Source organism: Arthrobacter sp. Cr_A7, assembly GCF_029222765.1.
Taxonomy (GTDB): domain Bacteria; phylum Actinomycetota; class Actinomycetes; order Actinomycetales; family Micrococcaceae; genus Arthrobacter.
In genome coordinates this window covers 1-26,999 of sequence record NZ_JARHXQ010000156.1, presented here as the reverse complement: position 1 = coordinate 26,999, position 26,999 = coordinate 1, and the positions used below count along the sequence as shown (strand labels likewise).

General features: G+C 61.7%; 21 protein-coding genes. 9 read left to right on the top strand and 12 right to left on the bottom strand.

Translation table 11 applies throughout. The features are described 5' to 3' along the window. Positions 1-468: 468 nt before the first annotated feature. From P2Q66_RS09855 to P2Q66_RS09840, 4 genes are all read left to right on the top strand, one after another. A complete protein-coding gene (locus tag P2Q66_RS09855; protein WP_275727631.1) occupies positions 469-1,638 on the top strand; it encodes a DUF262 domain-containing protein in 1,170 nt (389 codons plus the stop codon). Next, positions 1,635-2,957 carry a hypothetical protein gene (locus tag P2Q66_RS09850; protein WP_275727628.1) on the top strand — a complete coding sequence of 441 codons (1,323 nt, stop codon included), beginning with the start codon at positions 1,635-1,637 and terminating at the stop codon, positions 2,955-2,957. Before P2Q66_RS09855 ends, P2Q66_RS09850 begins: the two co-directional genes overlap by 4 nt. An 88-nt stretch (positions 2,958-3,045) precedes the next feature. Then, positions 3,046-4,767: an N-6 DNA methylase gene (locus tag P2Q66_RS09845; RefSeq protein WP_275727626.1), complete on the top strand. Its 1,722-nt coding sequence runs from the start codon at positions 3,046-3,048 to the stop codon at positions 4,765-4,767. Positions 4,768-4,776: 9 nt separating this feature from the next. After that, complete coding sequence (locus tag P2Q66_RS09840) at positions 4,777-5,673, top strand: Shedu anti-phage system protein SduA domain-containing protein (RefSeq protein ID WP_275727624.1); 897 nt, start codon at positions 4,777-4,779, stop codon at positions 5,671-5,673. Positions 5,674-5,852: 179 nt separating this feature from the next. Here the strand turns inward: P2Q66_RS09840 and P2Q66_RS09835 are convergent, their stop codons facing one another. The 10 genes from P2Q66_RS09835 to P2Q66_RS09790 all read right to left on the bottom strand — a co-directional run bounded on the left by P2Q66_RS09835 (position 5,853) and on the right by P2Q66_RS09790 (position 19,457). Next, positions 5,853-7,889, bottom strand: coding sequence for an ABC transporter ATP-binding protein (locus P2Q66_RS09835; protein WP_275727622.1), 2,037 nt, complete (start codon positions 7,887-7,889; stop codon positions 5,853-5,855). After that, on the bottom strand, positions 7,886-9,631 hold the full coding sequence (locus P2Q66_RS09830; RefSeq protein WP_275727620.1) for an ABC transporter ATP-binding protein: 1,746 nt from the start codon (positions 9,629-9,631) through the stop codon (positions 7,886-7,888). The genes P2Q66_RS09835 and P2Q66_RS09830 overlap by 4 nt, the downstream gene beginning before the upstream one ends. A 205-nt stretch (positions 9,632-9,836) precedes the next feature. Further along, the gene (locus P2Q66_RS09825) at positions 9,837-10,928 is read right to left on the bottom strand and encodes a nitrilase-related carbon-nitrogen hydrolase (RefSeq protein ID WP_079595143.1); all 1,092 of its coding nucleotides are present in this window, start codon (positions 10,926-10,928) and stop codon (positions 9,837-9,839) included. Positions 10,929-11,108: 180 nt separating this feature from the next. Further along, complete coding sequence (locus P2Q66_RS09820) at positions 11,109-12,101, bottom strand: substrate-binding domain-containing protein (RefSeq protein WP_079595144.1); 993 nt, start codon at positions 12,099-12,101, stop codon at positions 11,109-11,111. A 149-nt stretch (positions 12,102-12,250) separates the two neighbouring features. Next, positions 12,251-12,940 carry a gluconate 2-dehydrogenase subunit 3 family protein gene (locus tag P2Q66_RS09815; RefSeq protein WP_275727618.1) on the bottom strand — a complete coding sequence of 230 codons (690 nt, stop codon included), beginning with the start codon at positions 12,938-12,940 and terminating at the stop codon, positions 12,251-12,253. Positions 12,941-13,002: 62 nt separating this feature from the next. Beyond that, complete coding sequence (locus P2Q66_RS09810) at positions 13,003-14,655, bottom strand: GMC family oxidoreductase (protein WP_275727617.1); 1,653 nt, start codon at positions 14,653-14,655, stop codon at positions 13,003-13,005. 42 nt (positions 14,656-14,697) lie between these two features. Further along, positions 14,698-15,648 carry an aldo/keto reductase gene (locus P2Q66_RS09805; protein ID WP_275727616.1) on the bottom strand — a complete coding sequence of 317 codons (951 nt, stop codon included), beginning with the start codon at positions 15,646-15,648 and terminating at the stop codon, positions 14,698-14,700. A gap of 46 nt (positions 15,649-15,694) precedes the next feature. Beyond that, positions 15,695-16,765, bottom strand: a complete 1,071-nt coding sequence (locus P2Q66_RS09800; RefSeq protein ID WP_275727614.1) for an ABC transporter permease — start codon at positions 16,763-16,765, stop codon at positions 15,695-15,697. Between the two features lie 37 nt (positions 16,766-16,802). Continuing rightward, entirely contained in the window at positions 16,803-18,386 is a 1,584-nt protein-coding gene (locus P2Q66_RS09795) for a sugar ABC transporter ATP-binding protein (protein WP_275727611.1), read from the bottom strand. Between the two features lie 60 nt (positions 18,387-18,446). Further along, a complete protein-coding gene (locus tag P2Q66_RS09790; protein WP_275727609.1) occupies positions 18,447-19,457 on the bottom strand; it encodes a substrate-binding domain-containing protein in 1,011 nt (336 codons plus the stop codon). A gap of 764 nt (positions 19,458-20,221) precedes the next feature. Between P2Q66_RS09790 and P2Q66_RS09785 the strand changes: the two genes are divergently transcribed. The 3 genes from P2Q66_RS09785 to P2Q66_RS09775 are packed head-to-tail and all read left to right on the top strand — an operon-like array spanning position 20,222 to position 23,186. Next, on the top strand, positions 20,222-21,370 hold the full coding sequence (locus tag P2Q66_RS09785; protein WP_275727606.1) for a glutathione-independent formaldehyde dehydrogenase: 1,149 nt from the start codon (positions 20,222-20,224) through the stop codon (positions 21,368-21,370). Positions 21,371-21,429: 59 nt separating this feature from the next. Further along, complete coding sequence (locus P2Q66_RS09780; protein ID WP_079595846.1) at positions 21,430-22,578, top strand: zinc-dependent alcohol dehydrogenase; 1,149 nt, start codon at positions 21,430-21,432, stop codon at positions 22,576-22,578. 14 nt (positions 22,579-22,592) lie between these two features. Continuing rightward, positions 22,593-23,186 (top strand): hypothetical protein, encoded by a 594-nt coding sequence (locus tag P2Q66_RS09775; protein ID WP_079595151.1) that lies wholly within the window; start codon positions 22,593-22,595, stop codon positions 23,184-23,186. A gap of 57 nt (positions 23,187-23,243) precedes the next feature. On the opposite strand, the gene P2Q66_RS09770 is transcribed toward P2Q66_RS09775, so the two are convergent. Both P2Q66_RS09770 and P2Q66_RS09765 read right to left on the bottom strand, forming a co-directional pair. Next, a complete protein-coding gene (locus tag P2Q66_RS09770; RefSeq protein ID WP_275727602.1) occupies positions 23,244-23,885 on the bottom strand; it encodes a DUF1345 domain-containing protein in 642 nt (213 codons plus the stop codon). A gap of 122 nt (positions 23,886-24,007) precedes the next feature. Beyond that, the gene (locus P2Q66_RS09765) at positions 24,008-25,087 is read right to left on the bottom strand and encodes a LacI family DNA-binding transcriptional regulator (RefSeq protein WP_275727600.1); all 1,080 of its coding nucleotides are present in this window, start codon (positions 25,085-25,087) and stop codon (positions 24,008-24,010) included. A gap of 218 nt (positions 25,088-25,305) precedes the next feature. Here P2Q66_RS09765 and P2Q66_RS09760 point away from each other — a divergent pair, with 218 nt between their 5' ends. Together P2Q66_RS09760 and P2Q66_RS09755 are read left to right on the top strand one after the other, a co-directional pair. Continuing rightward, on the top strand, positions 25,306-25,788 hold the full coding sequence (locus P2Q66_RS09760) for a hypothetical protein (RefSeq protein ID WP_275727598.1): 483 nt from the start codon (positions 25,306-25,308) through the stop codon (positions 25,786-25,788). A gap of 41 nt (positions 25,789-25,829) precedes the next feature. Beyond that, a complete protein-coding gene (locus P2Q66_RS09755) occupies positions 25,830-26,990 on the top strand; it encodes a substrate-binding domain-containing protein (protein ID WP_275727596.1) in 1,161 nt (386 codons plus the stop codon). Positions 26,991-26,999 lie beyond the last annotated feature (9 nt).

Sequence of the window (26,999 nt, the reverse complement as noted above, 5' to 3'; positions counted from 1 at the left end):
GTGGTTGAAGGCAAAGTTTAATGGAACGCTCACGGTGAGTGCCGGATTGTCCGGAGTTTACAGCGAGTGCGGTTGATCCGAAGTTCATTGGCCCGTGTTTCGAAGGTGCCCAGGGGCATCCGCGTGGGGCGAAGGTCAGCAGTACGTCGTAGATCCCCGACAACTGGAGAATGCATGGGCGGTCTTAGCGCTTTTGTGGCCGTGCCCGACTTCCCAATCGGTTACCGACTGCTGGACTCGGTTAACAAGATCCCCGATGTTTGACTCCTCGTGGCCGGTCGACTCCGTGGCGAGCAGCCGGGCGTGGACGAATTCCGGTTCCACATGCAGGCTGGGGACTAATTGACTTAGGCGACCCCTCTTACAGAAGCCACCTAGCACTACGTCAATCCTGTGGCATTATGACTCAAGATTCATATCCGCCTTCGAGTTGCTTCAGAGCAAAACTCGCGAGCCCAAAGAGGACACATGCAGCTAGACCGCTCAGAGTTGGAGCTGGAGTCAATCGTTCGTCGCATCATCGATGGGGAATTGGATTTGCAACCCGACTTCCAGCGCGGAGAAATTTGGGATAACCGCCGTCGCCAACGACTCATAGATTCCATCCTTCGCAAATGGTATGTCCCCGCAATACATATCGTGCGAAAAGATGACGGAACGGAGGTTGTCCTCGATGGACAGCAGAGACTAGCCGCGGTGCGCGATTTTTTTACCGATAAGTTTTCGATAGACGGTACGATTGATCCCCACGATGCGGCAATACAGCACCTACACGGTAAAAAGTTTTCGCAGTTGCCAGACCAAGATCGTCGCGCACTTAGGCGCTTTGCACTACCAATTGTCACCTTGAAAGAATTTGAACCTCAAGAACCCAATGAACTATTTTTTCGGCTCAACCAGTCCTACAACCTCACCCCGCCCGAGAAACGAAATGCCCTGCATGGCCGAGCTCGCGACCAGGTGAAGGACCTCGTCGTGCTTTTTGCCGATGAGGGCCTCCTGCGGCACGAAGCGATAGGATTTTCTAATGGCCGCCTAGCCTATGACGACATTATCGCCCGCACGTGTGTTGCCGTCGAAAGACGTGATTTGGGCCAGCATATTAACAACGGAGTCGTCGAGGAGTTCTACCGCTCAGAGGTCTTCACCCCGGAAACTATTGCTGGTGTCAAAGCAGCTGGCTTTGAACTCCTTAAGCAGGTAAAAGCCAGCGACGGCCGCATACGTTTCAATAAGGCCACGCTCTTCACCTGGCTTGTCTACTCATTCTGGAGTCCTCAGTTAACGGGACATCCCTTGCCTGAAAATCTTTTGTCCAGATTCGAACTGGAGCGCAAGACGATCAAAACGGGAGACGTTTCAGACTCGTCGGACCCCATATACGGAGCCGTTGCCCTCTATGACGACCGTGCTTCCTATCGCGTCACGGACGTAAGCTCAGTGCTGGCCCGCGATGTTGTCCTTCACTTGTATTCGGCGGCGCGATTCCACACCCCGAGCCTAAATGAGTCCCATGTTCTCATCCGGGAGATTCTCCGGAGTCGACGTGATGAAGTTCAAGACTTAACGTTCAAGTTCATAGGGAGCTCAAACTGGCGTTCCGTATTGAGCATGACCCGTGAAGGCGCTGTCCAATGAGATTGGTTGCAGAACGACAAGCATGGGCGAAACTGATTAAAGAAAGAACAGGACAGGATCCCGTCCAGGTTGCCATCGATGCATCCGGCGTCACACTCACTCTTCCCGGCCCCTGTACTGTTTTCGCTGGCCTTAATGGGGCGGGAAAAACAAGGACTCTTCGTTCACTCAATGACTCCCTTGGTGACAAGGCAATCCTTATTCGCCTACATGAGCTTTGCGAGCATGCACGGGTGAATCTTCGAGCGAGGGATGACATCGCGGAAATGGCGGATGAGACAGGTCCTTTGACTCTTGATTCGACCACGCTTGAGCACCTGAATCGAATTGTCGGGCGCGATTACGACTATGTTGAGTGGTATTCTCTCGATTTTGAACCCACTCAAGATTACCTTTCGAGCTTCAGTTGGCCAGAAGATCAGGTCCTGGTCCCTCATTTTCGCGTGAAACATAAGGGCATCGAATACTCGTCTCTCGACATGGGCCTAGGCGAGTACTCAGTACACCTGCTTTTCTGGATCTTCGCGCAGTATAGGGATGCTGCAGATGTTTACTTCCTGCTAGATGAGCCGGACGCATTCCTGCCTCCCATCACAGCTGAGCGCCTTCTCGTCAGGCTGCTCGAAGTTGCCCGGGCAAACCACTGGAATCTTCTCATCGCAACCCACTCCGAGGCCATAGTTGAGGCGGCTTGCCAAAATGATGCATTCGTCCTTCTCAGGCGGGGTGAAGATGGTGTGGAGGCTTACTCTTCCAGGGAGCACGGAGTATCCGTTGCGTCTGACCTCCTTCCCGCCCGCCCCGTCAGCTCCCTACTCTTCTGTGAGGACGAATCGGCAGCAGCACTAGTGCGGGCCATATTAGATACGGAAGGAGGTTGGCTTACAGCATCTACGTCAGTGATCTGGAAAGACGGAGATGGCTATTTGCGGAAGCTGGCCCAGCACCTTCCTAGGTACCGCGGAATGAGGCTGTCAATGGCATTGGTCTTCGACGGTGACCAGCGCGCAGGTTTCGACGGTCGGGGGCCGGAATCTGAAATTAAGTGGCCGTCGCTCTTCCTACCCACAGATAAGGCGCCGGATGCCCTGTTCAGAGAATTGGTGCTGGATGCTCCTGTGTTGGCGGCGGCACTAAATCAGCCATTGCCACTGGTGAACAGAGCCTTGGATGCCTTGGAGGGATCAGATGACCATGATTGGGTCAACGGAATGTGTGCCCGGCTGGGAGTCAGAACGCACGTTCTCGATACGATGGCGCGAGTATGGGTGGACAACAACAAGGGAGAAGCAGCGGCCTTTCTAAGTTCACTTCCCTAGGAGGTCCCGCCTCCAAGACCTGCCCATCTCCACAGCCGAACCACGTGCCAGTTCCTTCGTTGTCGTACGGTCAAGGCAGAATAGGGTCATGCCTGATCCAGTTCCCATGTCCGATGTAGATACGGCGGAGCTGAGGAAGGCCCGGGGCGCCTTCTTTACACCAGCTGCAATCTCGAGTTTTGTCACCGATTGGGCTGTTAGGACTCCATGCGACCGTGTATTGGAGCCCTCGGCTGGCGACGCAGTGTTCTTAGTCGACGCCGTTAGGCGGCTACAAAGCCTAGCGGGTGACTCTACCAAGGCGCCCATCGTTGATGGGGTCGAAATACACGCACCCAGTGCGGAACGTGCTGAGTCGCGTGTGATAGAGGCTGGTGGCGTCCCGCAAATCACGGTAAGCGATTTCTTCCTGGTTGATCCCATTCCCAGCTACTCCGCTGTTATCGGCAATCCGCCTTTCATCCGCTTTCAAGAGTTCAGCGGGGCGTCCCGGACCCGATCACGCGAGGCTGCGTTGAAGGCCGGCGTCGCTCTGTCCGGGCTTGCATCGAGTTGGGCCGCGTTCACGGTTCATTCTGCTTTGTTCTTGAAGGATGGCGGTAGGTTAGGACTAGTGCTTCCAGCTGAGCTACTCAGCGTCAACTATGCAGCTCCAATTCGGCGGTTCCTTTTCGACAGATTCCGCAGTGTTCAGTTGGTGCTGTTTGATGAGCAGGTGTTCCCCGAGGTCGAGGCAGACGTTGTTCTGCTGATGGCTGAGGGCTTCAATGAAGGACCGACAGATGCCGCCATCATTCGACACGCGCGCAACGCTGAGGATCTTCACACGGACACGACAGGTAAGCGTTGGGTCCCGTCCGATCCCTCAGCGAAATGGACCGCGAGCTTAGTCGGTGGAGAGGCACTTGAGTGCCTTGCTAGCCTTCGGGTTGCTGGTCACTTTTCCCTTTTGGAGCAGTGGGGCGACACCACGCTGGGCATGGTCACAGGTAACAACAAATACTTTGCTCTTACCCCCGCGCGCGTCGAGGAACTGAACATTCCAGACGCCGACCTTCTGCGGCTGTCGCCACCAGGAAGCGCCCACCTTCGGCAACTATCCTTGTCTTCTGAGATGCTCTCGCGGCTTGGTTCTGAAGGGAAAGCGACGTATCTTTTTCGTCCCCGAGAAGTTCCCTCCCCTGCATCGGCTGCTTATATTGAAGCGGGCCACATTGCAGGCGTCGATGGTGCTTACAAATGTCGGATCCGGAGTCCTTGGTACCGAGTTCCCCTGCTCGCCCCCGCAGATTTATTGCTGACATGCATGAATGCTGATACCGCTCGACTGACTACCAACACAGCTCAAGCTCATCATTTAAATTCCGTGCACGGCGTCTACCTCAGGCCCGAGGCAAAGGACTTAGGCAAAGAGTTGTTGCCGTTAGCAAGTTTGAACTCAGCCACGCTGCTGAGTGCCGAGATGGTCGGGCGCTCATACGGCGGCGGCATCCTGAAAATTGAACCGCGCGAAGCAGACGTGTGGGCCATGCCCTCCCGCGATCTTATCGAAACTTGCGCCGATGCCCTCCGTGGAGTTCGCCATCGTGTGGCCAAACTCTTACAGGACAACCAACTAATGGAAGCCGTTTCGCTGGTCGACCACATTTTGCTAGTCGGGAGTGGTCTCATGACACCATTGGAACTAGACAGCATACGTTCTGCCCACGCTGCCCTGTCACAAAGACGAAGAACGCGGTCTTTTAGCACCCGACAAGCCGTAAAGGGAAAAACCGTAAGCTTCCTGCTGGCTGCCAGCCAAAAGTCTTAGTATGTAAAAATGTCGTTGCTTCCTTCGAATGATCCCGTGGCTGGACGTTCTGATCTCGATCCTAGCCGTCCGGCCCCCACTGAGTGGGAGGAATACGAAGCCTGGTTACTGGGGGCGTGGAAAGATTTATTAGCATTATCTCCAGAAGAAGATGATGTACAGAGCTTTTTGGAATGGAACCCTTGCCTTGTGCCAGCCATTGGCGGTGCCGACTATAAGGGCGTCCAGGGTGAAGGGCTTTTCACTCAGCCAGCACTTCAAGGCATTGGAATCAATCGTGTTCCTGACTTCATGTGGATCACCGCGCATTCTAAAGCTGTTTTTCCTACATTCGTAGAGATTGAGAAGCCCAACAAACTTCATTTCAATCCTTCGTCAATCGACACTTTCAGCGCAGATTTCAATCAGGCACTAAGTCAACTCACACAGTGGCAGTCGTGGTGGGCGAAACCAACGAACCAGAACCTTTTCCGAGAACAGGTACTAGACGCTATCTGGGACTTCAGGATTCGAGATATACGGCCCCAGTATGTCCTGATCTACGGTAGAAGCAGCGAATTCGAGCAGGGCCCGCCGGGTCACCGAGCGAGTATGGTTGGGCAGTTGGAAACGAGTAGAAATATTCACATCTTGTCCTACGATCGTCTAGCTCCAGATCGCAATTTCTCGCAGTTTCCAACTGTAAAGCAGCATTCCAACGGCCAAATTTCCCTTCGAGCAGTTCCCCCCACATTCACGACTGGCCCCGGCATGATCGACATCCTGACGTCCCGCATCAAAAATCCCGAGCTAAGCCCATTCAGGCACGAGCTTTTAACCTCAGAACGCTCTGAATACTTGCAACACCGGTGGCTGCATTGGGCGGGGTGGAAATCAGGAACTTACGCCGTCGAGTACGGAGAGTGACTCGGGAAGGGACGCCCGGCAGAGGGAATGGCAGAGTCAATCATTTCCAGCAGCCCTACTTTAGTCGTAATTCCGAACTTCGTTTGGCTCTCTGCTAGAGGGCTGACGCTAACCGCAGTCGATGAGAGATGACACATGAGTCCGAGTGACTGCGACTGCTAGCTAACGTAGTACGCCAGTTAAACCTCCGCCACAGGAGCCGCGAACTGTGCCTCATAGAGCCTGGCGTAAGCCCCGCCCGCAGCCAGCAGTGAAGCGTGCGTCCCCTGCTCCACGATCTGGCCGGCCTCCATCACCAGGATGAGGTCGGCGTCGCGGATCGTGGACAGGCGGTGCGCGATCACGAAAGACGTCCGGTCCGACCGCAGGGCACTCATCGCCTTCTGCACCAGCACCTCGGTCCGGGTGTCCACGGACGATGTCGCTTCGTCCAGGATCAGCACCGAAGGCCGGGCCAGGAAAGCCCGCGCAATGGTCAGCAGCTGCTTCTCCCCCGCGGAGACGTTGGAGCCTTCGTCCTCCAACAGAGTGTCGTACCCGTCCGGCAGTGACCGCACGAACCGGTCCACGTACGTCGCCCGCGCAGCCTCCAAAATTTCATTCTCGGTAGCCCCAGGCCGCCCGTACGCAATGTTGTCCCGGATGGTCCCGGCGAACAGCCACGTATCCTGCAGCACCATCCCCATCCGCGAGCGCAGCTCGCGCCGCGGCACCGAGGTGACGTCCACGCCGTCGAGCGTTATCCGCCCCGCATCAATCTCGTAGAACCGCATCATCAGGTTCACCAAGGTGGTCTTGCCCGCCCCGGTGGGTCCCACAATCGCCACCGTCTGCCCCGGCTCCGCCACCAAAGACAAAGAAGAGATCAGCGGCTGCTCAGGCGAATAGGAGAACGACACATCCGAGAACACCAGCCGCCCCCGCCCAAACACCGGTCCAATAGAAGGGGCAGGCTCAACAGACTCCTCCTCCTCATCCAACAAGGAAAACACCCGCTCGGCAGATGCCACCCCCGACTGCAGCACATTCGCCATGGACCCCAGCTGCGCCAGCGGCATGGTGAACTGCCTCGAATACTGGATAAACGCCTGCACATCGCCCAGCTGCATCGCCCCGGACGCCACCTGCAGCCCGCCCACCACGGCGATCCCCACGTACACCAGGTTCCCGATGAACGTCATGGCCGGCATGATCAGCCCGGAAATGAACTGGGCCCCAAAACTGGCCTCATACAGCTCCGCGTTCTTCTGCCGGAACCGCTCCCCCACCTCCTGCTGCCGGCCGAACACCTTCACCAGAGCATGCCCGGTGTACGTCTCCTCAATCTGCCCGTTCAGCTCCCCCGTGTGCTTCCACTGCGCCACAAACAGCTTCTGCGAGCGCTTGGCGATCAGCGCCGTCAGCCCCAGCGTCAGCGGAATGATCACCAGCGCGATCAGCGCCAGCGTGGGCGAAAGGATCACCATCATCACCAGTACGCCCACCACGGTCAGCACCGACGTGACCGCCTGGCTGATGGTCTGCTGCAGGCTCTGGGAGATGTTGTCCACGTCGTTGGTGACACGGCTGAGCAGCTCGCCGCGCTGGATCGAGTCGAAATACCGCAGCGGCAGCCGGTTAATCTTCGCCTCGATCCGCTCCCGCAGGCCGAACACCGTCCGCTGCACCACCCCGTTCAGCACATACGCCTGCACCCACATAAACGCCGACGACAGCACATACAGCACCAGCGCCCACGTCAGCACACTGCCCAGCGCCGCGAAGTCGATGCCCTGCCCCGGCACCAGGTCCATGGCACTGAGCATGTCCGCGCGCTGCCCCTCCCCGGACGCCCGCAGCTGCGCAATCACCTGCTCCTTGCTCACCCCGGCCTGCAGCTCCCGGGACACCACGCCGGCGAAGATCAGGTTGGTGCCCTCCCCCAGCAGCCGCGGCCCGATCACTGACAGCGCCACCCCTGCCACCGCCGTCACGAACACCAGCAGCAGCCACGCCCGCTCCGGCCGCAGCGTCCCCATTAGCCGCCTGGCCGACGGCCAGAAGTTCATCGCCTTCTCCGCCGGGACGTTCATCCCCGCGAACGGCCCGCCGCGTCCCGGCCCGCCTGCCGGACGGGGGATGCGGACGACGTCGGCGCTTGCCGTTTTGCCCCCGGGTGCGGTTCCAGCGGTGGCTCCTGAAGAGGCGGACGACGGCGGGCGGTGCGGCGCGCTCATACCGTCTCCTCCGCTGCCAGCTGGGAGGAGACGATCTCGCGGTACGTTTCGGACGTCTCCAGCAGCTCGCGGTGCGTTCCGCGCCCCACGATCCTGCCGTCGTCGAGCACTAAGATCTGGTCCGCATCCACGATGCTGGAGACGCGCTGGGCGATGATCACCAGCGTGGCGCCGGCGGTGCTGCGCTTGAGGGCCTGCCGGAGCCGGGCGTCGGTGCCGGTGTCCAGCGAGGAGAACGAGTCGTCGAAGATGTAGAGCTCGGGCCGTTTCACCAGGGCCCGGGCGATGGCCAGCCGCTGCCGCTGCCCGCCGGAGACGTTGGTGCCGCCCTGGCTGATGGGTGCGTCCAGCCCCTCCTCCATCCGTTCCACGAAGTCGCGGGCCTGCGCGATCTCCAGCGCGGACCAGAGCTCGTCCTCGGTGGCGTCCGGCTTGCCGTAGAGCAGGTTGCTGCGGACGGTGCCGCTGAACAGGTAGGGCCGCTGCGGGACCAGGCCGATGTGGCCCCACAGCAGGTCCGGGTGCAGCTCGCGGACGTCAACGCCGTTCATCCGGACCGAGCCTTCCGTGGCGTCGAAGAGCCGGGGCATGAGGTTCACCAGGGTGGTTTTGCCGGCGCCGGTGCTGCCGATGATCGCCGTCGTCTGCCCTGCCCTGGCGGTGAAGCTGATCCCGGTGAGGACCGGCTGGTCGGCACCCGGGTAGGCGAATCCGACGTCGCGCATTTCCAGCTCGCCGCGGCGGCCGTCCTGCGCCGCTGTCGTACTCACCGGATGCAGCGGCGGCCGGACGCTCGACTCGGTCCGCAGCACCTCCCCGATCCTGTCGCCGGACACCGCGGCGCGCGGGATCATCACGGCCATGAACGTGGCCATCATGACGGACATCAGGATCTGCAGCAGGTAGCTCAGGAACGCGATGAGCGTGCCCACCTGCATGGAGCCGTCCTGGATGCGGAACGAGCCGAACCAGATCACGGCCACGGACGAGACGTTCAGGACGAGCATCACCATGGGGAACGCGAGAGCCATGAGCCGGCCGGCGCGCAGTGCGGTGTCCGTGACGTCCTCGTTCGCGCGGGCGAAGCGCTCGGTCTCGATGTCCTCACGGACGAAGGCGCGCACCACGCGGATGCCGGTGAGCTGTTCGCGGAGGACCCGGTTCACGGTGTCGATCCGCTTCTGCATCTTGCGGAACAGCGGCACCATCCGGACGGTAATCAGGCCGACGGCGATCAGCAGCACCGGGACGGCGACGGCGATCAGCCAGGACAGCTGGGCGTCCTGCCGCACGGCCATGATCACCCCGCCGATGCTGAGCATGGGCGCGGTGACCAGCATGGTGGCGGACATGAGCACCAGCTGCTGGACCTGCTGGACGTCGTTGGTGGACCTGGTGATGAGGCTGGGGGCGCCGAACTTGGTGACCTCCTGCTCGGAGAAGTCGCCCACCCTTGTGAAGATGGCGTCCCGGAGGTCCCGGCCCACGCCCATCGCCGCCTTCGCCGCGAAGTACACCGCGATCACCGCGCACACGATCTGCAGCAGCGTGATCCCCAGCATCACCCCGCCCAGGCTGAGGATGTAGCCGACGTTCCCCTTAGCCACACCCTCGTCGATGATGTCCGCGTTCAGGGTGGGCAGGTAGAGGGACGCGATGGACTGCGCCAGTTGGAAAACCACGACGGCGGCCAGCAGCTTCCGGTGCGGGCGCAGGTATTCAACAAGCAGCTTCCAGAGCATGGGCGGCTCCTGACACAGTGTCCACAAGGTGTGGTGCGAAGGTCAGTTTACGTCTGGAGGCTGGGCTGGAACGGTGCCTTTGGGAGAGAAGTTGGGCCGGTTCTCGGAGGGCGTATTCAGGTGCGTCATAAGCAAAAGCGTCTTCACCAAATCAGGACATGAATTGGCCGGGGTGCGCTAAGAGCACCCCGGCCAATCCCCCAATTTAGGCCTTGTAACCCGAGGGCGGCGTGAGTACCCCGCGCTCGATGAGTTTCTCGATGTTGGCGGCTCGGGTTGAGTCTTCCCGGGCCAGCCAGTCCTCACCGGGAGGGGCGTCGAGGTACTGGTTCTTCGGGTAGATGGGGGTGTCGTAAATAACCCGGTACTGCTCGGTGCGCAGGTCCTTGTACTGGTTGTACAGGCCGTTGGAGACTCGGGCCCGGCGGAGCGCCTCGATGTCGATCGTGGTGCAGACGAACGAGTCACCCGACGTCCAGCCCTGCTGCTTGGTCAGGATCTGGCCCCGCGGACCGACGATCATGGACTGGCCGCCAAACAGGTCCTGCATGCTCCCGTCGTCACGGACCTCGGGCCCCAGGTTCGGGGCGACGACGTACGCCGAATTGAACATGGCGTGTGCCCGGTTCTGCAGTTCCCACATGCCGTTCTGCACGGCCGGCTCGATCAGGGTGCCCCGGATAATAATTTCGGCGCCGTTCATCGCGAGCCCACGCGGCACCTCAGGGTAGACACCCTCGTGGCAGATGGCGTACCCGATGTTGCCGATCTCCGTCTTCGCCACAGGGAAAATGGCATCCATTGCATTGCCATTGCCCTTCTTTTCAATCCACTCGTCCCACACGTCGTGCGGGTTCATGTTGCCAAGCATGCCGCCCTCATAGGCATCACTGGTGGCCTTGTAACGCTTGTAGATAATGTCGCCCTGCGGATCGATGATAAAGGCGACATTGAAGTGGCGGTCCGGGAAATCATCATCCTTGACCATGTACAGCTCGGCAGCGATGTAGGTGTTGAGTTCCACGGCCTTCTTGGCCAACTCGTCCGTCTCCGGCCCGGGGATTGTCACAGCAAAGTGGCGCTCCTTTTCCCGGTTACCCGGGGTGTTGGCGATCATGCCCTGGATAGCCATCTCCGGCAGGACAACCAGCTTGACCGGAGAGCCCTCCCAGGCCCCGACCATGACTGCTGTATCGATGAATTCGTTGATGCGCTTGACGTTCGCAACGCCGTCACCAGGATTCTTCACATTGATTGTCCGCGGCGAAACCGCAACGACGACAAATGGATCGACCATTGTTTTTCTCTCTTTTCTCTTCTTTGAGTTACTGAGTTAGCGCTAACTCAGCGTATTGCGGTGAGGTAGGGAATTGCAAGACCCGAAGGTCAATGATTTTCAGAAATAGGCCAGGAGCCCTTGGGGTCCCAGAGCTGGGAGTTCAGCCCCCGGTTCGGGTGCAGGCAGACGCTGTTGGTATCAGCGCCGGCTACGCGGCGACGCGGTGGTGTCGCGGAGCATGAGGAGCGGTTCCAGCAGGGGGATGTCCCCCTCCGCCTCCTCTTTGATCATGGCGAGGACGCGGCCTACAGCGATGTGACCGATGGCTTCGAAGTCCAGCTTCACCGTGGTCAGTGCCGGCCGGAAGAAGGGTGCTTCCTTGACGTCGTCGAATCCCACGACGCTGACATCGCCCGGCACGTTGCGCCCGGCGTCGTCCATGGCCTTAATCACGCCGAGCGCGAAGGGGTCGTTGGCGGCAAAGACCGCCGTGACATCCTTCCTCGCGGCGAGTTCACGTCCCACGCGGTATCCCTCAGCGGCCGACCAATCGGTCGTTGCGAGCGGCGTCGGAACGACGCGTCCAGCCGCGCCCAGTTCCGCCGCCCATCCCTGGACCCGGGCTGATGTTGCCATCCAACCCGGAGGGCCTTGAACATGCCACACCGTTTCGTGCCCGAGGTCCAGCAAGTGGCGCACCACCATCCGGGCACCCCGCACTTCGTCAACGGAAACGCTTGTGGGGCTCGGGTGCGATCCCTGCTGGAAGGTGACCACGGGGACACCGATGTCGAGGTCCTCAAGCACCGTGATCGCATCCAACAGGGGCGCGAGCACGATTACGCCGTCGACCGTGTCCGAATTGATGGATTCGAAGGCTGCCCGGATATCCCGCCGTTCGAGACTGGCCAACGTGACCAGACGCGTAGCGTAGCCATGTTGCCGGGCTTCCTCCGAAATACCGTACAGGGCCACCGTTGGGCCCAGGACCGACAGTTCGAAGCTGACAACACCGATCGTCATGGTCCGGTTGCTGGCGAGCGCCGCGGCTGCGGGATTTCGCCGGTACCGGAGTTGCGCTATTGCGTGCTCCACGCGTTGTCGGATGTCTGGATCCACATTGGTGGCTCCCCTGACTACCCGTGACACCGTCTGCTGAGACACCCCGGCGAGCCGGGCAACGTCGGACATCCGGGGAGCCTTTGACCTGGAGGCCAGCCGCTCCCCGCGCCCGTTGGTGTTTCGGGCTTCTGAAGGCGCGGGAGTCGTGGACACCACTCCATTATCCCCGGCCACCCTTGAGGAGCCCCGGAACGCGCCGCCGGTCGGCGCGCCAGCTGTCACGGACGCCGGTACCGCAGGACTTCGGGATGCTGGTCGTACGGCCACTCGGCCCCCTCCACCATGTACTTGCGGGTGGTGTAGCTGCCGTCCATTGTTGAGGCCAGCGACGGAGGTCCGTCGAAGCCGATGACACCCCAACCGACGCGGTTCTCGTTCCCTCCATACACCGGGTCGCCGTAAAACCCCTGGCGGGTGTTGAGCACCAGCAGCGGGAAAAACTCCAGGAAGTCCTCATTGACCGGCTGGTTTCCTGCCGGCGCGCCGCCAAGACCCACCTCGGAGTGCTCCAGCGAGAAAGCGTGTGGCTTCGCCGCGCCCGACAGTGTCTCGAGCACCGCGTCCTGGTCCTCTTCCGTAAGTCCGAGGAACTCGACGTCAGCACGCTCTTTCGCCAGCCGGTCCAGCTCCAGGACACCCTCACGGTAAAACTCCCGGCGCTGCTTGATGCGCTCCTGCCATGCGGCCTCGTCGCGGCCCCCCATCCGGAGGAACCCGTTGCCGTCCGCTGCCGGGAAGATGAACTGCGTTCCCGCAAGCATCCGGTCAATGAAGCGGACCACCTTGGCCTCACGTGCACCCGGGTGGTGGTCGGTGGGGATAATCCGGGCCGACGCCGCTTCGATGGTGTTCCACTCGTGCTCGGTGAAGAAGACCGGGCCGTCAACGTCCCGTGTTGAGATGGGCACCGTAGCCCATTCCGCCTGTCCCATATGACATCTGTCCTTTCGTGTCCTGTGTTAAGTGCGAGTCAGTTTTCGGACCAGCCATGGCGGTCCACCTGAAGAATGCGGTCGGAGCACCGCCAGGCATTCGCCATGATCGTCAGGGCCGGATTGATACCGGTCGCTGTCGGGAAGAAGCTCGCGTCGAAGACGTAAAGGTTTGGTACTTCGTGCGAGCGGCACCAGCGGTCCACGACGGACGTCGCAGGATCATTGCCCATGCGGGCGGTGCCCAGTTCGTGCGAGGTGTTGCCGGTGATCCGCTCCATGTTGACCGGGATGACCTTCTTCGCCCCTGCAGCCTCCAGGATTTCTCCATTCTTGGCGACCTGCCAGCGTTCCTGCGCAAAGTCATTGGAGTGGGGCGTATGGGTAATACGGGCAACCGGCAGACCCCAGGCGTCCTTGACGTTCGGGTCAAGGTCGACCCGGTTGTCCTCCACCGGCAGGTCATGCAGGAGGACACCGATCTTCATGCTGTGGTTGAAAAACTCGCGGTCGGAGTCCTTTGCCGCCTGGCCCCACGTAGGCCGGCCGGGGTAACTCCAGTTCACCGGGTGTCCGATCATGGACGGGAAGATCAGTGATCCCAGGATGTGGCCCCGGCTCTCATCCGTCTCGTAGAAGTCGAACGAACAGAGGCTCATGTAGTGGCCCGCCCACCCGTAAAGCGGGTCGCTGACCTCACGGTCGAACAAGCCCACGGAGAATGAGTACTGATGGAAGGTTGCATTCTTCCCTACCATGCCGCTGCCGTTGCCGAGTCCGTCCGGGAAGAGTCCTGACTTTGACATGAGCAGCAGGCGCGGGGTTTCGATGCCGCCGCCGCAGACGATCACGGCTTTGGCGTGCTGGACGAACTCGTCGCCGTCCTCGTCCTGGTAGCGGACACCGGTGGCGCGGCCGTCCTTGCCGACGAGAATCTCGCTGACATAGCAGTCGGATCGGAGGTCGTAGCGCCCGGTCGCAACGGCGTCCGGGATGAAGCTGATCAGCGTGGATGACTTGCCGCTTCCCGGGTCCGGGTACTGCTGCCAGAAACCGTTCTCACTGAATGGCTGGCGCCCCCGGTAGGGTTCGGTCACCATGCCCTGCGGCATGGGGAACGTACCATGCCCGAGCTTGGACATCGCGGTGGCGAAGGTCCGCCCGATCTGGCTCAGCGGTGACGGCTTGGTGGGGTAGCCGCGGCTGCGCCACGCTTCCCATTTGTTCGCCCCGGCAAGACCCGACGTGCCGAACTCCCACTCAACGCGTGTGTAGTACGGCTCCAGTTCGTCATAGGAGATGGGCCAGTCGACAAGGCTTGCTCCCGGAACATCGCCGTGCAGGCTGCGCAGCTTGAAATCGCTCTCGGCCATGCGCGGGACCATGCCACCCCAGTGGGTGGTGCCTCCGCCGACGACTTGCGGCGTGGCTGAGAAGTTGGTGATTTCGGCTTCTACTTTGTCGTTTGGGCGGTAGGTCCGCGGTTTGATCTTCGGATCCTGCCAGATGAAATTCCGGTTGAGGAACTTGAGTTCGTCCCCCGAGGCGTGCTCGGGCTTCAGCCAGGGCCCACGCTCGAGGCCCACCACCTTCAGTCCGGCCTCCGACAGCACCTTTGCCGCGGTTGCCCCGCCGGCGCCTGCGCCGACGATGACGACGTCCACCGGCTCAGGCTGCTTCTTCCTGATCATTGCTTCGTTTCCTTTCGTAATTCCTGCTACTCGCCCCAGCGGTCAGACCGTCACGGCTTCAATACCGTTCCGGCCCTCGCGTGCAAGAGGCAGGAGCTGGTCCCAGAGTTCCTGGGGGATGTCATGGTTGAGCAGGCGGAGGGTCTCCTCGACGCGGCTCGGCTGGGACATTCCGACGATGGTGGACGCCACGCGCTCATCACGCACGGAGAATTGCAGGGCAGCTGCGGCGAGCGGGACGCCGTGCTGCGCGCACAGTTCTTCCATGCGCAGGACCCTGCCGATGGTCGCCTGGTCCACAGGTGCATAGCAGTACCGCGGGACGGCCCTGGGTCCTTTGACGAGCATCCCGCCGCCGAACGGTGCGGCGTTGACGAAGGCGACCCCGCGGCGGGCCGCGTCCTCCAGGAGCGGCTCGGCAGTCTGTTCAACGAGCGTGTAGCGGTTGTGGCTGATGACGGCGTCGAATGCGTCGGTCGCCAGGTACTGCAGCTCCAGGTCGATCGGGCCTCCGGCGACACCCAAGTGCTGGATAACACCCTGGTCCCGGAGATCGACGAGGGCTTCCAGCGGGCCTCCCTTGGCCACCCCCTCCTCGAAGGAGATCTTCTCGGGGTCGTGCAGGTAGGCGAGCTGGAGTTTGTCGAGGCCGAGGCGCTCGAGGCTCTCCTCGACGGACCGGCGGACGCGGTCCCCGGAGAAGTCGGTGCTGCCGGGAAGCGGATCGACCTTCGTGGCGACGACGTATCCCTCGGGGATGCCGCCGCGCTCGGCGATGGCCCGGCCAATCCGCTCTTCACTTGCACCGCCGCCGTACTCATTCGACGTATCAATGAACGTGAAGGGCCCGTCGAAGACGCGGTGGATCGTGGCGACGGCGGTGTCTTCGTCGACCTCGTAACCGTACTGGGCGGGAAAGCTGCCGAGCGCACTGGTGCCGACACAAATGTCGGAGACGGTCAGGCCGGTGCGTCCGAAGGGGTGAATGGACATGATTCCTGCTTTCTGAAGCTGAATTGGGATGACGATGGGTACGCGGCTATGCGGGCTGGGTGCGCCGGAAATGTTTGGCGAAGAATCCGGAGATCCTCTGGACGCCGCCTGCGCTGGAGAGGAAGACGGCGAGGATGATCACTGCGCCTTTGATGACCAGCTGCGGCTCGGAGGAGATCCCTACGAGGTTCATGATGTTGATGATGGTGGTCAGGATGAACACCCCGATCACGGCGTTCAGGGGATCGCCCTTGCCTCCCATTAGGGATGCGCCGCCCACCACGACGGCTGCTATGGCGTCAAGTTCGTAACCTACGCCGATGAGCGAGCTTCCCTGCCGCAGCTGGGCGGCGGCGACCAGGCCTGCCAGGCCGGCGAGCACGCCGGAGATTGTGTAGGTGATGATCAGGTTCCGCGCCACAGGCAGGCCCGAAAGCCGCGATGCTTCAGGATTGCCGCCAATCGCGTAAAGCGAGCGACCGAACGTGGTGTACTTGGCCACGAGCGCCGCGATCACGGCCACGATGATGAAGATCAGGACGGGGTTGCGGATGCCGAGGAAGCTGCCGCGGGAGAAAACCTGAATGATCCACTGGTCCTTGATCTCGATCAGGCTTGTTGACTGGATGATGTAGCTGAAGCCCTTGACGGCACTCATCATGGCGAGCGTCGCGATGAACGGAGGGATGTTCAACCAAACGACGAGGATGCCGTTGATCAGTCCGGCGGCAGCGCAGCAGGCAAGCACAAACACGACGGATGCGCCGGCGGGCATCCCGGCTTGCAGGGTCAGTGCCGTAAGTACCGTGGACATGGCCAGGATCGAGCCTACGGAGAGGTCGATGCCGCCCGTCAGGATGACAAAGTATTGGCCGATTGCCAGCACGACGACGATCGAGGCGGCCGTGATCACGTTTTCAGCATTGCGGAACGTCAGGAAGTCGTCGGAGACGTAATAGCCCACCGCGACGATCGCGAGGAGCACAAGGATAAGGTAGCTCTTCGGCAGGGCACGGAGGGTGCTGCCCCGCAGTCGGGAGCCGATGCTGGCCAATGGCGATGGGGACGGGGAGGGGGCGCCACTCGTTGGCGGCAGGGACGACAAGGTCCGGGACATAGGTGTACTCCTGAATAGAAACTGATTGGGGGGCCCGTCAGGCGAAGCGCTCAAGGATGGCGTTGCCGGAGGGGTCGATGTCGTCATGGTCGAGTTCGGCGACGACCTGGCCGCGCGCCATCACGAGGACGCGGTCGCACATCATCGCCTCCGTGATCTCCGAGCTCGCCACCACGACGGTTCCGCCGGCCTGCGCGAACTCGCGGATGAGCTCGTACATGTCCTCCTTCGCCCCGACGTCCACGCCGCGGGTGGGTTCGTCGCAAACGAGGATGCGTGACTGGCGGACAAGCCAGCGGGCCAGGATGGCCTTCTGCTGGGTTCCCCCGCTCAGCGTCTTGAGCGGCTGATGCACTCCGGATACCTTCATGCCGAGCCGGCCCACCATCTCCCCGGCCACGGCACGTTCCCGCCGGGACTGGATCAGGCTCAACCGGCTGAATTGCGGCAAACTGGCCAGCGTGATGTTGCCGGCAACGCCCATGTCCGGGATGAAGCCCGCTGCCTTGCGGTCCTGCGGCAGCAGCCCGATCCCGCGGCGGATCGCGTCGCGGGGGGCACGGAAGTCCACCGCTTTCCCGTCGACGCGGATCTCGCCGGAAGTCCGCCTCCGCGCACCAGCGATGAGGCCAGCCAGTTCTGACTGGCCGCTGCCGATGAGCCCCGAGATGCCGAGCACCTCGCCTTCACGCAGCTCGAACGACACCTTGTCCACGTACCCCTGCTCTGAGAGGTCGCGGGCGGAGAGGATGATGCTCTCCTTCGGTCCGGCGCCGAGGCTGGGCGAGCGTTCCCCGCGGAGGGCCGCTTCGGCAATGGACCCTTCGAGGCTCTTCCCGACCATTGCCGTGACCACGTCCGCGGGCTTGGAGTTTGCTGTCTTCAAATCCGCAGCGTTTACCCCATCGCGCAGCACTGTCACGGCGTCGCAGAGCGAAAACAGCTCGTCCATGCGGTGCGAAATGTATAACAGCGTCACGCCTTGTTCGGACAGGGAGCGGAGGACGGTGAACAGCCGTTCAACATCGGGCAGGGGCAACGTGGAGGTGGGTTCATCCAGAAGCAGGACCCGGGCGTCCTTGTGCAGGGCCTTGGCCAACTCCACAGCCTGTTGCTCCGCTGTGGAGTAACTTGCCACGGGGCGGCGGACATCGAGATCGAAACCTACCCGGTCCAGCGCGGTCCGGGCTTCTGCCTGCATACGCTGCCAGTCGACAGAGGCCCCCGCCCGCCGGGGCAACTGTCCCAGGAAGATGTTCTCGGCCACCGAGAGGGACGGCACGAGCGAGAGTTCCTGGTAAATTGTGTGGATCCCGGCGCGCTGGGCGTCCATGGGGTCTCGAAAACGCTGAAGCTCGCCGCCAAGGCGGATGGTCCCGCCGTCCGGGGACTCCGCTCCGGAGAGGATTTTTACGAGCGTCGACTTGCCTGCGCCGTTCTGCCCGGCAAGTGCGTGAATGGATCCGCGGGAGACGCTGAAGCTGACTCCCTTCAACGCCTGGACGCCGGGATAGGACTTGGTGACGCCATCGAGCCGCAGCTCCGAAGCGCCGTCATGGGTGTCTCGTGCCGTCTCCGCCGCTGCGGTGGAAGGCGAGACCTGGTTATGGGCGAGCATCATGCTCCTTATATAGGGCTCTGGGTGGAACTGCCGGCCACGGGGCAGCGCCGGCCAGGGAGCTCAGTCTTTTGCGCGGACATAGGTGTCCGTGGGGACGTAGTAATCCGGCGCCTCGGCGGGCGTGATGACCGTCGTGTCGATGTAGTTCGTCTTGTCCGGGCACTGGGCCTGGTCGCCATTGAAGGCAGCAAGTGCCATCTGCACTGCGGCGGCTCCCTGGTCCCACGGCTGGTTGGAGGCATCCGCCTGCAACGGACCCGTCGGGTCGTCCACCATTTCCTTGATCGCTCCCATGCCGCCGTCATAGCTGGCCATGATGATCCCGTCACCCCAGAGACCGGCCTGTTGCAGGCCCTGAACGATGCCGCCATGCATCACGTCGCTCATGCTGTAGACAACCTTGATGTCCGGGTTGGCGGTGGCCACGTCACGGATCGGGGCGAGCGCTTTGTCGGGCTTCCATTCCCCGTACTTCGTATCGAGCTTTACGGTGGTGACGCCCGGGTGCTTATCCATAACGCGGTTCCACCCCGCCATGAAACCGTTGAACCGGAGATCGCTCAACACGTCTCCCGGGAAGCCGCCGATACCGACGAGCTTGATCTGGCCGTTGTCGCCGTACTTCTCGAGCGCCTTCTGGGCAGCGGTTTCGCCGGCAAGTGAGCCGGTGTGCTCCTGGTCCTCGGCAACGTAGCAGAACATGTCCGGGACCAGTGACTTATCCAGGCTTGAGTTGACGGTGACGACGGGTATGCCCGCATCCTTCAGCGCCTGAACCGAGGGTCCGACGCCGAGCGGGTCGTTCGGGTTCATCACCACGACGTCTACGCCCTTTGTGATGAGGGTCTGCACGTCAGCGTTCTGCCGGACGGTATCACCATTGGCGTCAAGCAACTCGAGGCGCGCCCCAATCTTCCCCGCCTCAGCCTGGCCGCCCTCAACGAGGGTCTTCCACCAGTCACTGCCGCTGATGCCGCGCTGGCTCCAGCCGATGACAAGCCCCTTTCCGCTTGCCTTCTCCTCCGCATTGTCCGCGGTGGCGCCGCCCTTGCACCCGGCCAGCCCAAGCATGGCGACCGTCAGGACGGAAGCGCACAGAGCCGCCTTGCCAAGTCTTTTGTTCCGACGAATTCCAGTTGTAGTTCTCCGCATGAACAACACTCCCTTGTGTTCGTGATCACCCCACCTTTGGGGCTGTGAGCTAACTTACATGCTGAGTTAGCGCACTATCAAGGGTTTTCGGAAAACTCGTTAAAGGTGTGACGGCTGGTGCTATTCGCAAGCAAAGTGGCAGAAATAAAGGGAAAAGAGCTCACTGACCGCGCCAGCAGCATTAGTAAGGGTGCTGATTTATCGCTAACTCAGCAGCTCGGCCGACCACGCCCCTACGGCAAGATCGGCCAGAAGGAATGTAGTCACTACCGACGCTTTCCATCGCAGGTCGATGTGTAGCGCTGGCACGGAGCATCCGCGGCTGCCTCCTCGAAGCTCAGCTACCCAACCCACGATTGGGGGAAGATTTCGGGGATGCCCCTCGACATCGTTACTAAGGCTGCTTAGCATTAAGGCTCGATCAGTTCTCTTTTGCGTACAGCCGTCAGGCGGGATTTTCCCAACAGCCTGGCGGTCTGAAAACCTTTTGGCCTTACGAGCCTTGGGTGGGCTCAGGGCCACTATCCTTGTTCCCCCATTCCCTCGCCAGCTCCAATACGCGTATCGGGTGCCACTCCCCCCCTTTTTTCCGGGCCGCAGTCCTGCAGGTCCCTTGCTTTGCTGCGCCCGGAAGGTACCACTGCGCCCACGATCGGGATGGGATAAAAGAAAAGAGCGGAAAAGTGAAGGCAGTAGTTTACAAAGGACCGAAAGACGTCAGCGTTGAGGACGTACCGGACGCCAAAATCGAGCACCCCGCCGACGTATTGGTGCGGATTACCGCTGCGAATATCTGCGGCTCGGACCTGCACATGTATGAGGGCCGCACCAGCTTCGAACCCGGACGCACCTTTGGTCACGAGAACCTGGGCGAAGTGGTTGAGACCGGCCCGGCGGTCAGCAAAGTAAAGGTGGGCGAGCGTGTCGTGCTGCCGTTCAACATCGCCTGTGGATTCTGTAAGAACTGCGATCGGGGCTTCACCAATTACTGCCTCACCATGCAGCCGGAACCCCAGCTCGCGGGCGCAGCCTACGGTTTCGCGGACATGGGCCCGTACCAGGGCGGACAGGCCGAATACCTGCGGGTGCCGTACGGGGACTTCAACTGCCTGCGCCTGGGCGAGGACTCCGTGGAGAAAGAGCTCGACTATGTCATGGTCGCCGACATCTTCCCCACCGGCTGGCACGCCACCGAGCTCGCGGGGGTGTACCCGGGAGACTCCGTGGTCATCTATGGTGCGGGACCAGTAGGCCTGATGGCAGCCTACTCGGCCATTATCAAAGGCGCCGGCAAAGTCATGGTCGTAGACCGCCAAAAGGACCGCTTGAAGCTGGCCGAGCAGATCGGCGCCATCCCTGTGGATGATTCCGCGGTGGACCCTGTCGAGTTCGTCAAGGACCAGACCATGGGATTCGGGGCCGACCGGGGCTGCGAATGCGTCGGCTACCAGGCACACGACCCGGCCGGAAACGAACATCCCAACCAGACCCTGAACCGGCTCGTGGACTCCGTCCGGTTCGTCGGCGGCCTGGGCGTGGTAGGCGTGTTCCTGCCCCAGGATCCTGGCGCCCCCGATGAGCTCGAAAAGCAGGGGCAGGTGGCCTTCGACTACGGAAACTACTGGTTCAAGGGACAGACAATGGGATCGGGCCAGTGCCCGGTCAAGAAATACAACCGGGCCCTGCGCGACCTCATCGCCGGCGGAAAAGCCAGCCCTTCCTTCCTCGTCAGCCACGAGCTGCCGCTGGACCAGGCCCCCGAGGGCTATAAGAACTTTGACAGCCGCGAAGACGGCTGGACCAAAGTCGTCCTCCACCCGGCCCACGCCTGAGAGAACCGGGACAGGAGAATTCCGATGACTGAACAAACTATTTCCCGGAGGTGGTACTGATGCGGTCAATGGTGTATCGCGGGCCCTACAAGGTCCGCGTGGAAGAAAAGGACATCCCTAAAATCGAGCATCCTAATGATGCGATCGTGCGGGTGACGAGGGCTGCGATCTGCGGTTCTGACCTGCACCTTTACCACGGCATGATGCCGGACACCCGGGTGGGAATGACTTTCGGGCACGAATTCATCGGCGTGGTGCACGAGGTGGGCTCCTCGGTGCAGAACCTGGCTGTCGGGGACCGGGTGATGGTCCCGTTCAACATCTACTGCGGGTCCTGTTACTTCTGCGCCCGCGGCCTGTATTCGAACTGCCACAACGTGAACCCGAACGCGACGGCGGTGGGCGGCATCTATGGCTACTCCCACACCTGCGGAGGTTACGACGGCGGCCAGTCCGAGTACGTGCGGGTACCGTTCGCCGACGTCGGGCCAGGCTTGATCCCGGACTGGATGGACGAAGAGGACGCCGTCTTGCTCACCGATGCCCTGCCCACCGGCTACTTCGGCGCCCAACTCGGCGACATCGTCCAAGGCGACACGGTGGTGGTGTTCGGCGCCGGGCCAGTGGGCCTGTTCGCCGCCAAGTCCGCGTGGTTGATGGGCGCAGGCCGGGTGATTGTGGTCGACCACCTGGAGTATCGGCTCGAGAAGGCCCGCACCTTCGCCCACGCCGAAACGTACAACTTCGCGGAATACGACGACATTGTGGTGCACCTGAAGAAAGCCACTGACTACCTGGGCGCCGACGTCGTGATTGATGCGGTGGGGGCCGAGGCGGACGGCAACTTCCTGCAGCACGTCACCAGCAGCAAACTGAAACTCCAGGGCGGCTCCCCCATCGCCCTGAACTGGGCCATCGACTCCGTCCGCAAGGGCGGCACCGTGTCCGTGGTGGGCGCCTACGGCCCGATTTTTAGTGCCGTGAAATTCGGCGATGCCATGAACAAAGGATTGACGCTGCGGATGAACCAGTGCCCGGTCAAACGGCAGTGGCCGCGGCTTTTCGAACACATCCGCAACGGGTACCTCAAGCCCAGCGACATCGTCACCCACCGCATCCCGTTGGAACACATCGCCGAGGGATACCACATCTTCTCCGCGAAGCTCGATGAATGCATCAAGCCCCTCGTCATTCCCAGCGCGGCCTGAAAGGAAAAACCATCATGGCTGAGATACCAACGCCCTACACCGCGGCCAAGCCGGCCCTGAAGGAGTCAGTGGAGGACCTGCGCGCCCGGATCCCGGGCTGGGGTGCGGACCTGGACCCGGCCGACAGGCCCTCCTACCCCCGCGAACAACCTGGCATCGAAACCGGCGCACATTGGGACTTCCCTGAGCGCCAGCCCGAGAAGTGGCCCCGGGAACGGTCCGTCGAACACGCCTTCCTGACCCCCGTTTTCGGGACCTCCACCCCACCCAAGGGCGCGTCCGGGGCCATCCGGAAGTACGCCTACAAGTACAGCGAGGGCCGGGCAGCGCACTGGCTCCTGCTCGTCGCCGCAGACCGCGTGGACGCCACGGAACACCACGTGAAGTCCCTGGCGACGCTGCGCCCGGACAACCCCGTGACCGAAACCGGCGTGCTCAGCGAGTTCTCCAGCCACGGCATAAGCTCACGCTTCGGACAAAAGCGGGCCGACACCAACCACCAGTGGATCGACCCGATCATCGTGGCCGGCCCCTGGGTGCTGGCGGCTGTAGGGCTCGCAGCGGCCTATAGGACCTTGCGAAAGGAGCGCACAGAGCCTGACAACTGATCTGCCAGAACGGCGAAGGGTGTCACCAGCAAGGCATTTGCTGGTGACACCCGCACGTCATCCTTGGCCCAGGTTCGTGACGAGATTGATGGAGACCGCGATCAGGACTGTGCCGAAGAAATACGACAGCAGAGCGTGCAGAAGAGCTTTGCGTCGGACCTCAGTATTGATCGGCTCGATCTCAGGCCCGGCGTAGGACATCCCCACGGTGAAGGCGAAGTAGGCGAAGTCGCTGTAGGTAGGCTGCTTCTCCTGCTTGACGTCGAACCCGTCGTCGGGGTGATCCAGGAAGTACATGCGGGCGTATTTCAAGGCATAGACGGTGTTGACGAGCGCCCACGCAACTATCGTGCCGAGCACGCCCAGGATGACCAATGCCACCGAGGTGGGATCTTCGCTCCGGTCGCTGGACTGGATCAGTGCGACCACCACGGCCGCGATGCTCGCGATACAAGCCGTGACGATCGCGTTGTCGGTCACACGGGAGGCGGACTCCTCGCGCGCGAGGCGTTCAGTCCCCGGTGGATCCTTTCGCCAGCAGATCCGCCACACCCATGCCAGAGCGGTGACGCCGGCGGTGCACCACCCGACCAGGGGCCCAAGGGAAGGTTCTACGGCTACCGCTGCGACGGTGCCGGCCACTGCCCCGGCTGCAACGCAGACAAGAGCACGGCGAGCTGACAGGATCCGACCGTTCATTGATGCTCCTCGAAGGGACGTGCCGGCCCACCCTGGTCTCATGGGTCCTGAATCCGGCAGGGTTCAATCCTCACATCCGTCCAGTGTGCGCAGTGGTGGACGTGCGCGCAAGGGTTTTTTCGCTACGCCTCCGGTGACTTGCGGGGTGTGGCGCGGGTGGAGCTGTTGCGTACAATAAGCGTGGGTGCGATGGGAGTACGGTCTACCTCCTGCCCCTCCATGGCACCGATAAGCACCTCCATGCTCATCAGCGCCAATGCAGTGAAGTCCTGGCGCACGGTGGTCAGGGGCGGCAGGAAATAGTCGGAACCTTCGATGTCGTCGAAGCCGACAATACTCACGTCGTCCGGGACGTGGACCCCATTTTCGGCAAACGCGCGAATAAGCCCGAGGGCAGTGTGGTCGCTGGCCGCGAAGATCGCCTGGGGGATCCTGTCTTCGCGGACCAGCTGGAGGCCCGTTTCGTAGGCCCATCGGGGGCTCCAGTCGCCCTCGAGGCAGAGCCCGGGCGAAAGGCCCGCGTCACGAAGCGCGGCCTCCCAGCCGCGCTTGCGCACCCGTCCATCGAACCAGTCCATGGAGCCGGCGATGTGGGCGATGTCTGTGTGGCCCAGGTCGATGAGATGTTGGGTGGCCAGCCGTGCTCCGAGCTCCTGGTTTTCAGAGTATGTGAACACGTTGGGGGTGGATGATGCACCTGCGGCAATCATCTCCACGGGCACCCGGCACGATGCGTTCCAGACTGCTGCCGCCATATCCACCACTGGTGCGATGACGATGATTCCACCCACGCCGACGTCATCGAGGGTGTCCAGGGCGGGCTGCACAGACTGTGCGTAGGGCTGCTCCACACTGATGACGGTTGTGGCGTAGCCCTTCTTCCGCGCCACGTTCTCGAGGGCCATGAGTGTCCCGACAGGACCGAACCGAGGGGAGCCGTCGGACAGTATCCCAATGGAGGTGGACCGGCTGGTGACCAGCGCGGTCGCAGCCCTGTTCCGGCGATACCCGATGTCCTTGATGACGTCCAAAACGCGCTGGCGGGTTGCGGCACTGACATCCGGTGCATCGTTGAGAACCCGTGAGACGGTGCCAAACGACACTCCGGCGAGTTGGGCAACATCGTTGATGGTCGGCTTCCGCCGCGGCGAAGCGTCCGAAAGGCGCCCATTCGCCCCGCGCGGGATTGCAGCGTCTGCCATGGTCTCTCCTGTCTCGCGTCGCCAGTACCGACGCCGGCGCCGGTACGGCGTGCCTGTCAATCCTATGTCGACGCCGGTCCTGTCCATTGCTCCTCCGTCGGGCTGCTGTGAGGTTTGACACCTCGTTCCGTAAACGTTTACGATCGTCTCCGTAAACGTTCACGGTACCAGCGTTAGCGTTTACGGAAGCAAAAACATTCAATGAGGAAGGAGCGGAAATGCCTGGCACCGTTGCAGATGCACTTGCGCTCGATTCCTGTTTCAGGCTTCGAAATATTCACCGGGGGCAGTGGGCAAATCTGGCATTGCTCCTCACTGATGAAGCAGTCGATGATCTCGCGGCAGCCGTCCGGGCCTTCGTTACCGCTGGCTCCTCGGCCGTTGTCTGCATCTTCGATGACAACGTCCTTTGGGCCAGCATGGTCATCACCGTTGACACGTCGGGTGGAGGCGCATCTGTGTCCACGCTGGAAGGCCCCGCTGCCGAAGCCGGCGGTGACATGACTAAAGCGGCAGGCGAGGCAGTGAGATGGGTGCAAACCCACTATGGGCCGTGCTCCCTGGGCTTCTTCGTCAACAAAGAACATGCACAAGCGATTTTGTGCGCTTCGGACAAGGCCGGCGCTATCCGTTCGGCCTCTGCGGCGGGCGGCCTCATCCTGTCGCCGATTCCCCCGGCGCTGGCCATAGCCCTCGCTTGATTTACCCCAACCATCCATCCACCTCAAAGCACTGGAGAACAATGATGATCCGCAGGCTTCCCCTCATGGCCGTGGCAGCAGTCCTGTCACTTTCGGTCGCCTCCTGCAGCAGTTCCACAACGGCTAGCTCGAACGCTCCCGACGCCGGTATCTCCGAAAAGGCCCAACAGGCCCTCGACAAGATCAGGGGACAAGTCCTGAGCAAGGGCCCCAATGGCGAAACGCCCTCCCCGGCGTCCGTTGCAGATCTGACCCCGGAAGAGATCGAAAAGGTCAAAGGACTCAACGCCACAGCAGCCATCGTGATGCACTACGGCGGCAACGACTGGGCCACAGCACAAGTCAACGGACTGAAGAGCGAATTCGAAAAGCTGGGCATCAAGGTCATCGCCACAACCGATGCGAACTTCAAGCCGGACAAGCAGGTCTCCGACCTCGAGACCGTGATGACACAGGACCCGGACATCATCGTGTCCATCCCCACGGATCCCGTTGCCACCGCCTCCGCCTACAAGAAGGCCGCTGCTGCCGGCACGAAGCTCATCTTCATGGACAACGTTCCCCAGGGCTTGACCGCCGGCCAGGACTACGTCTCCGTTGTCTCTGCCGACAACTACGGCAACGGCGTCGTCTCCGCCCACCAGATGGCCAAAGCGCTCGGCGGCAAGGGAAAGATCGGCCTTGTCTTCCACCAGGCCGACTTCTTTGTGACCAAGCAGCGGCACGAAGGCTTCAAGGACACGATCACCAAGGAATACCCGGAGATCCAGATAGTGGAGGAAAAGGGCATCGCCGGTCCGGACTTCGCTGGAGACGCCCAGGCCGCGGCCAACGCCATGATCAGCAAGTATCCCGATCTCGCCGGCATCTGGGCGGTATGGGACGTCCCGGCAGAAGGTGTCATGGCAGCAGCCCGCGCCTCCGGCCGGAAGGACTTGAAGATCGCCACAGAGGACCTCGGCAAGAACGTTGCCATCGCCCTGGCCAAGGACGAGCTGGTCGTCGGCCTCGGAGCGCAGGTTCCCTTCGACCAGGGTGTTACTGAAGCACGGCTGGGCGCAGGCGCCCTGCTCGGTAAGGAAGCGCCGGCCTACGTGGCGTTGAGCGCCCTCCCCGTTGACCACTCAAACGTCCTCGAAGCCTGGAAGCAGGTTTACCACGAGGACGCCCCGAAGGACATCCAAGAGTCCTACAAGCAGTAGCCAGACCCG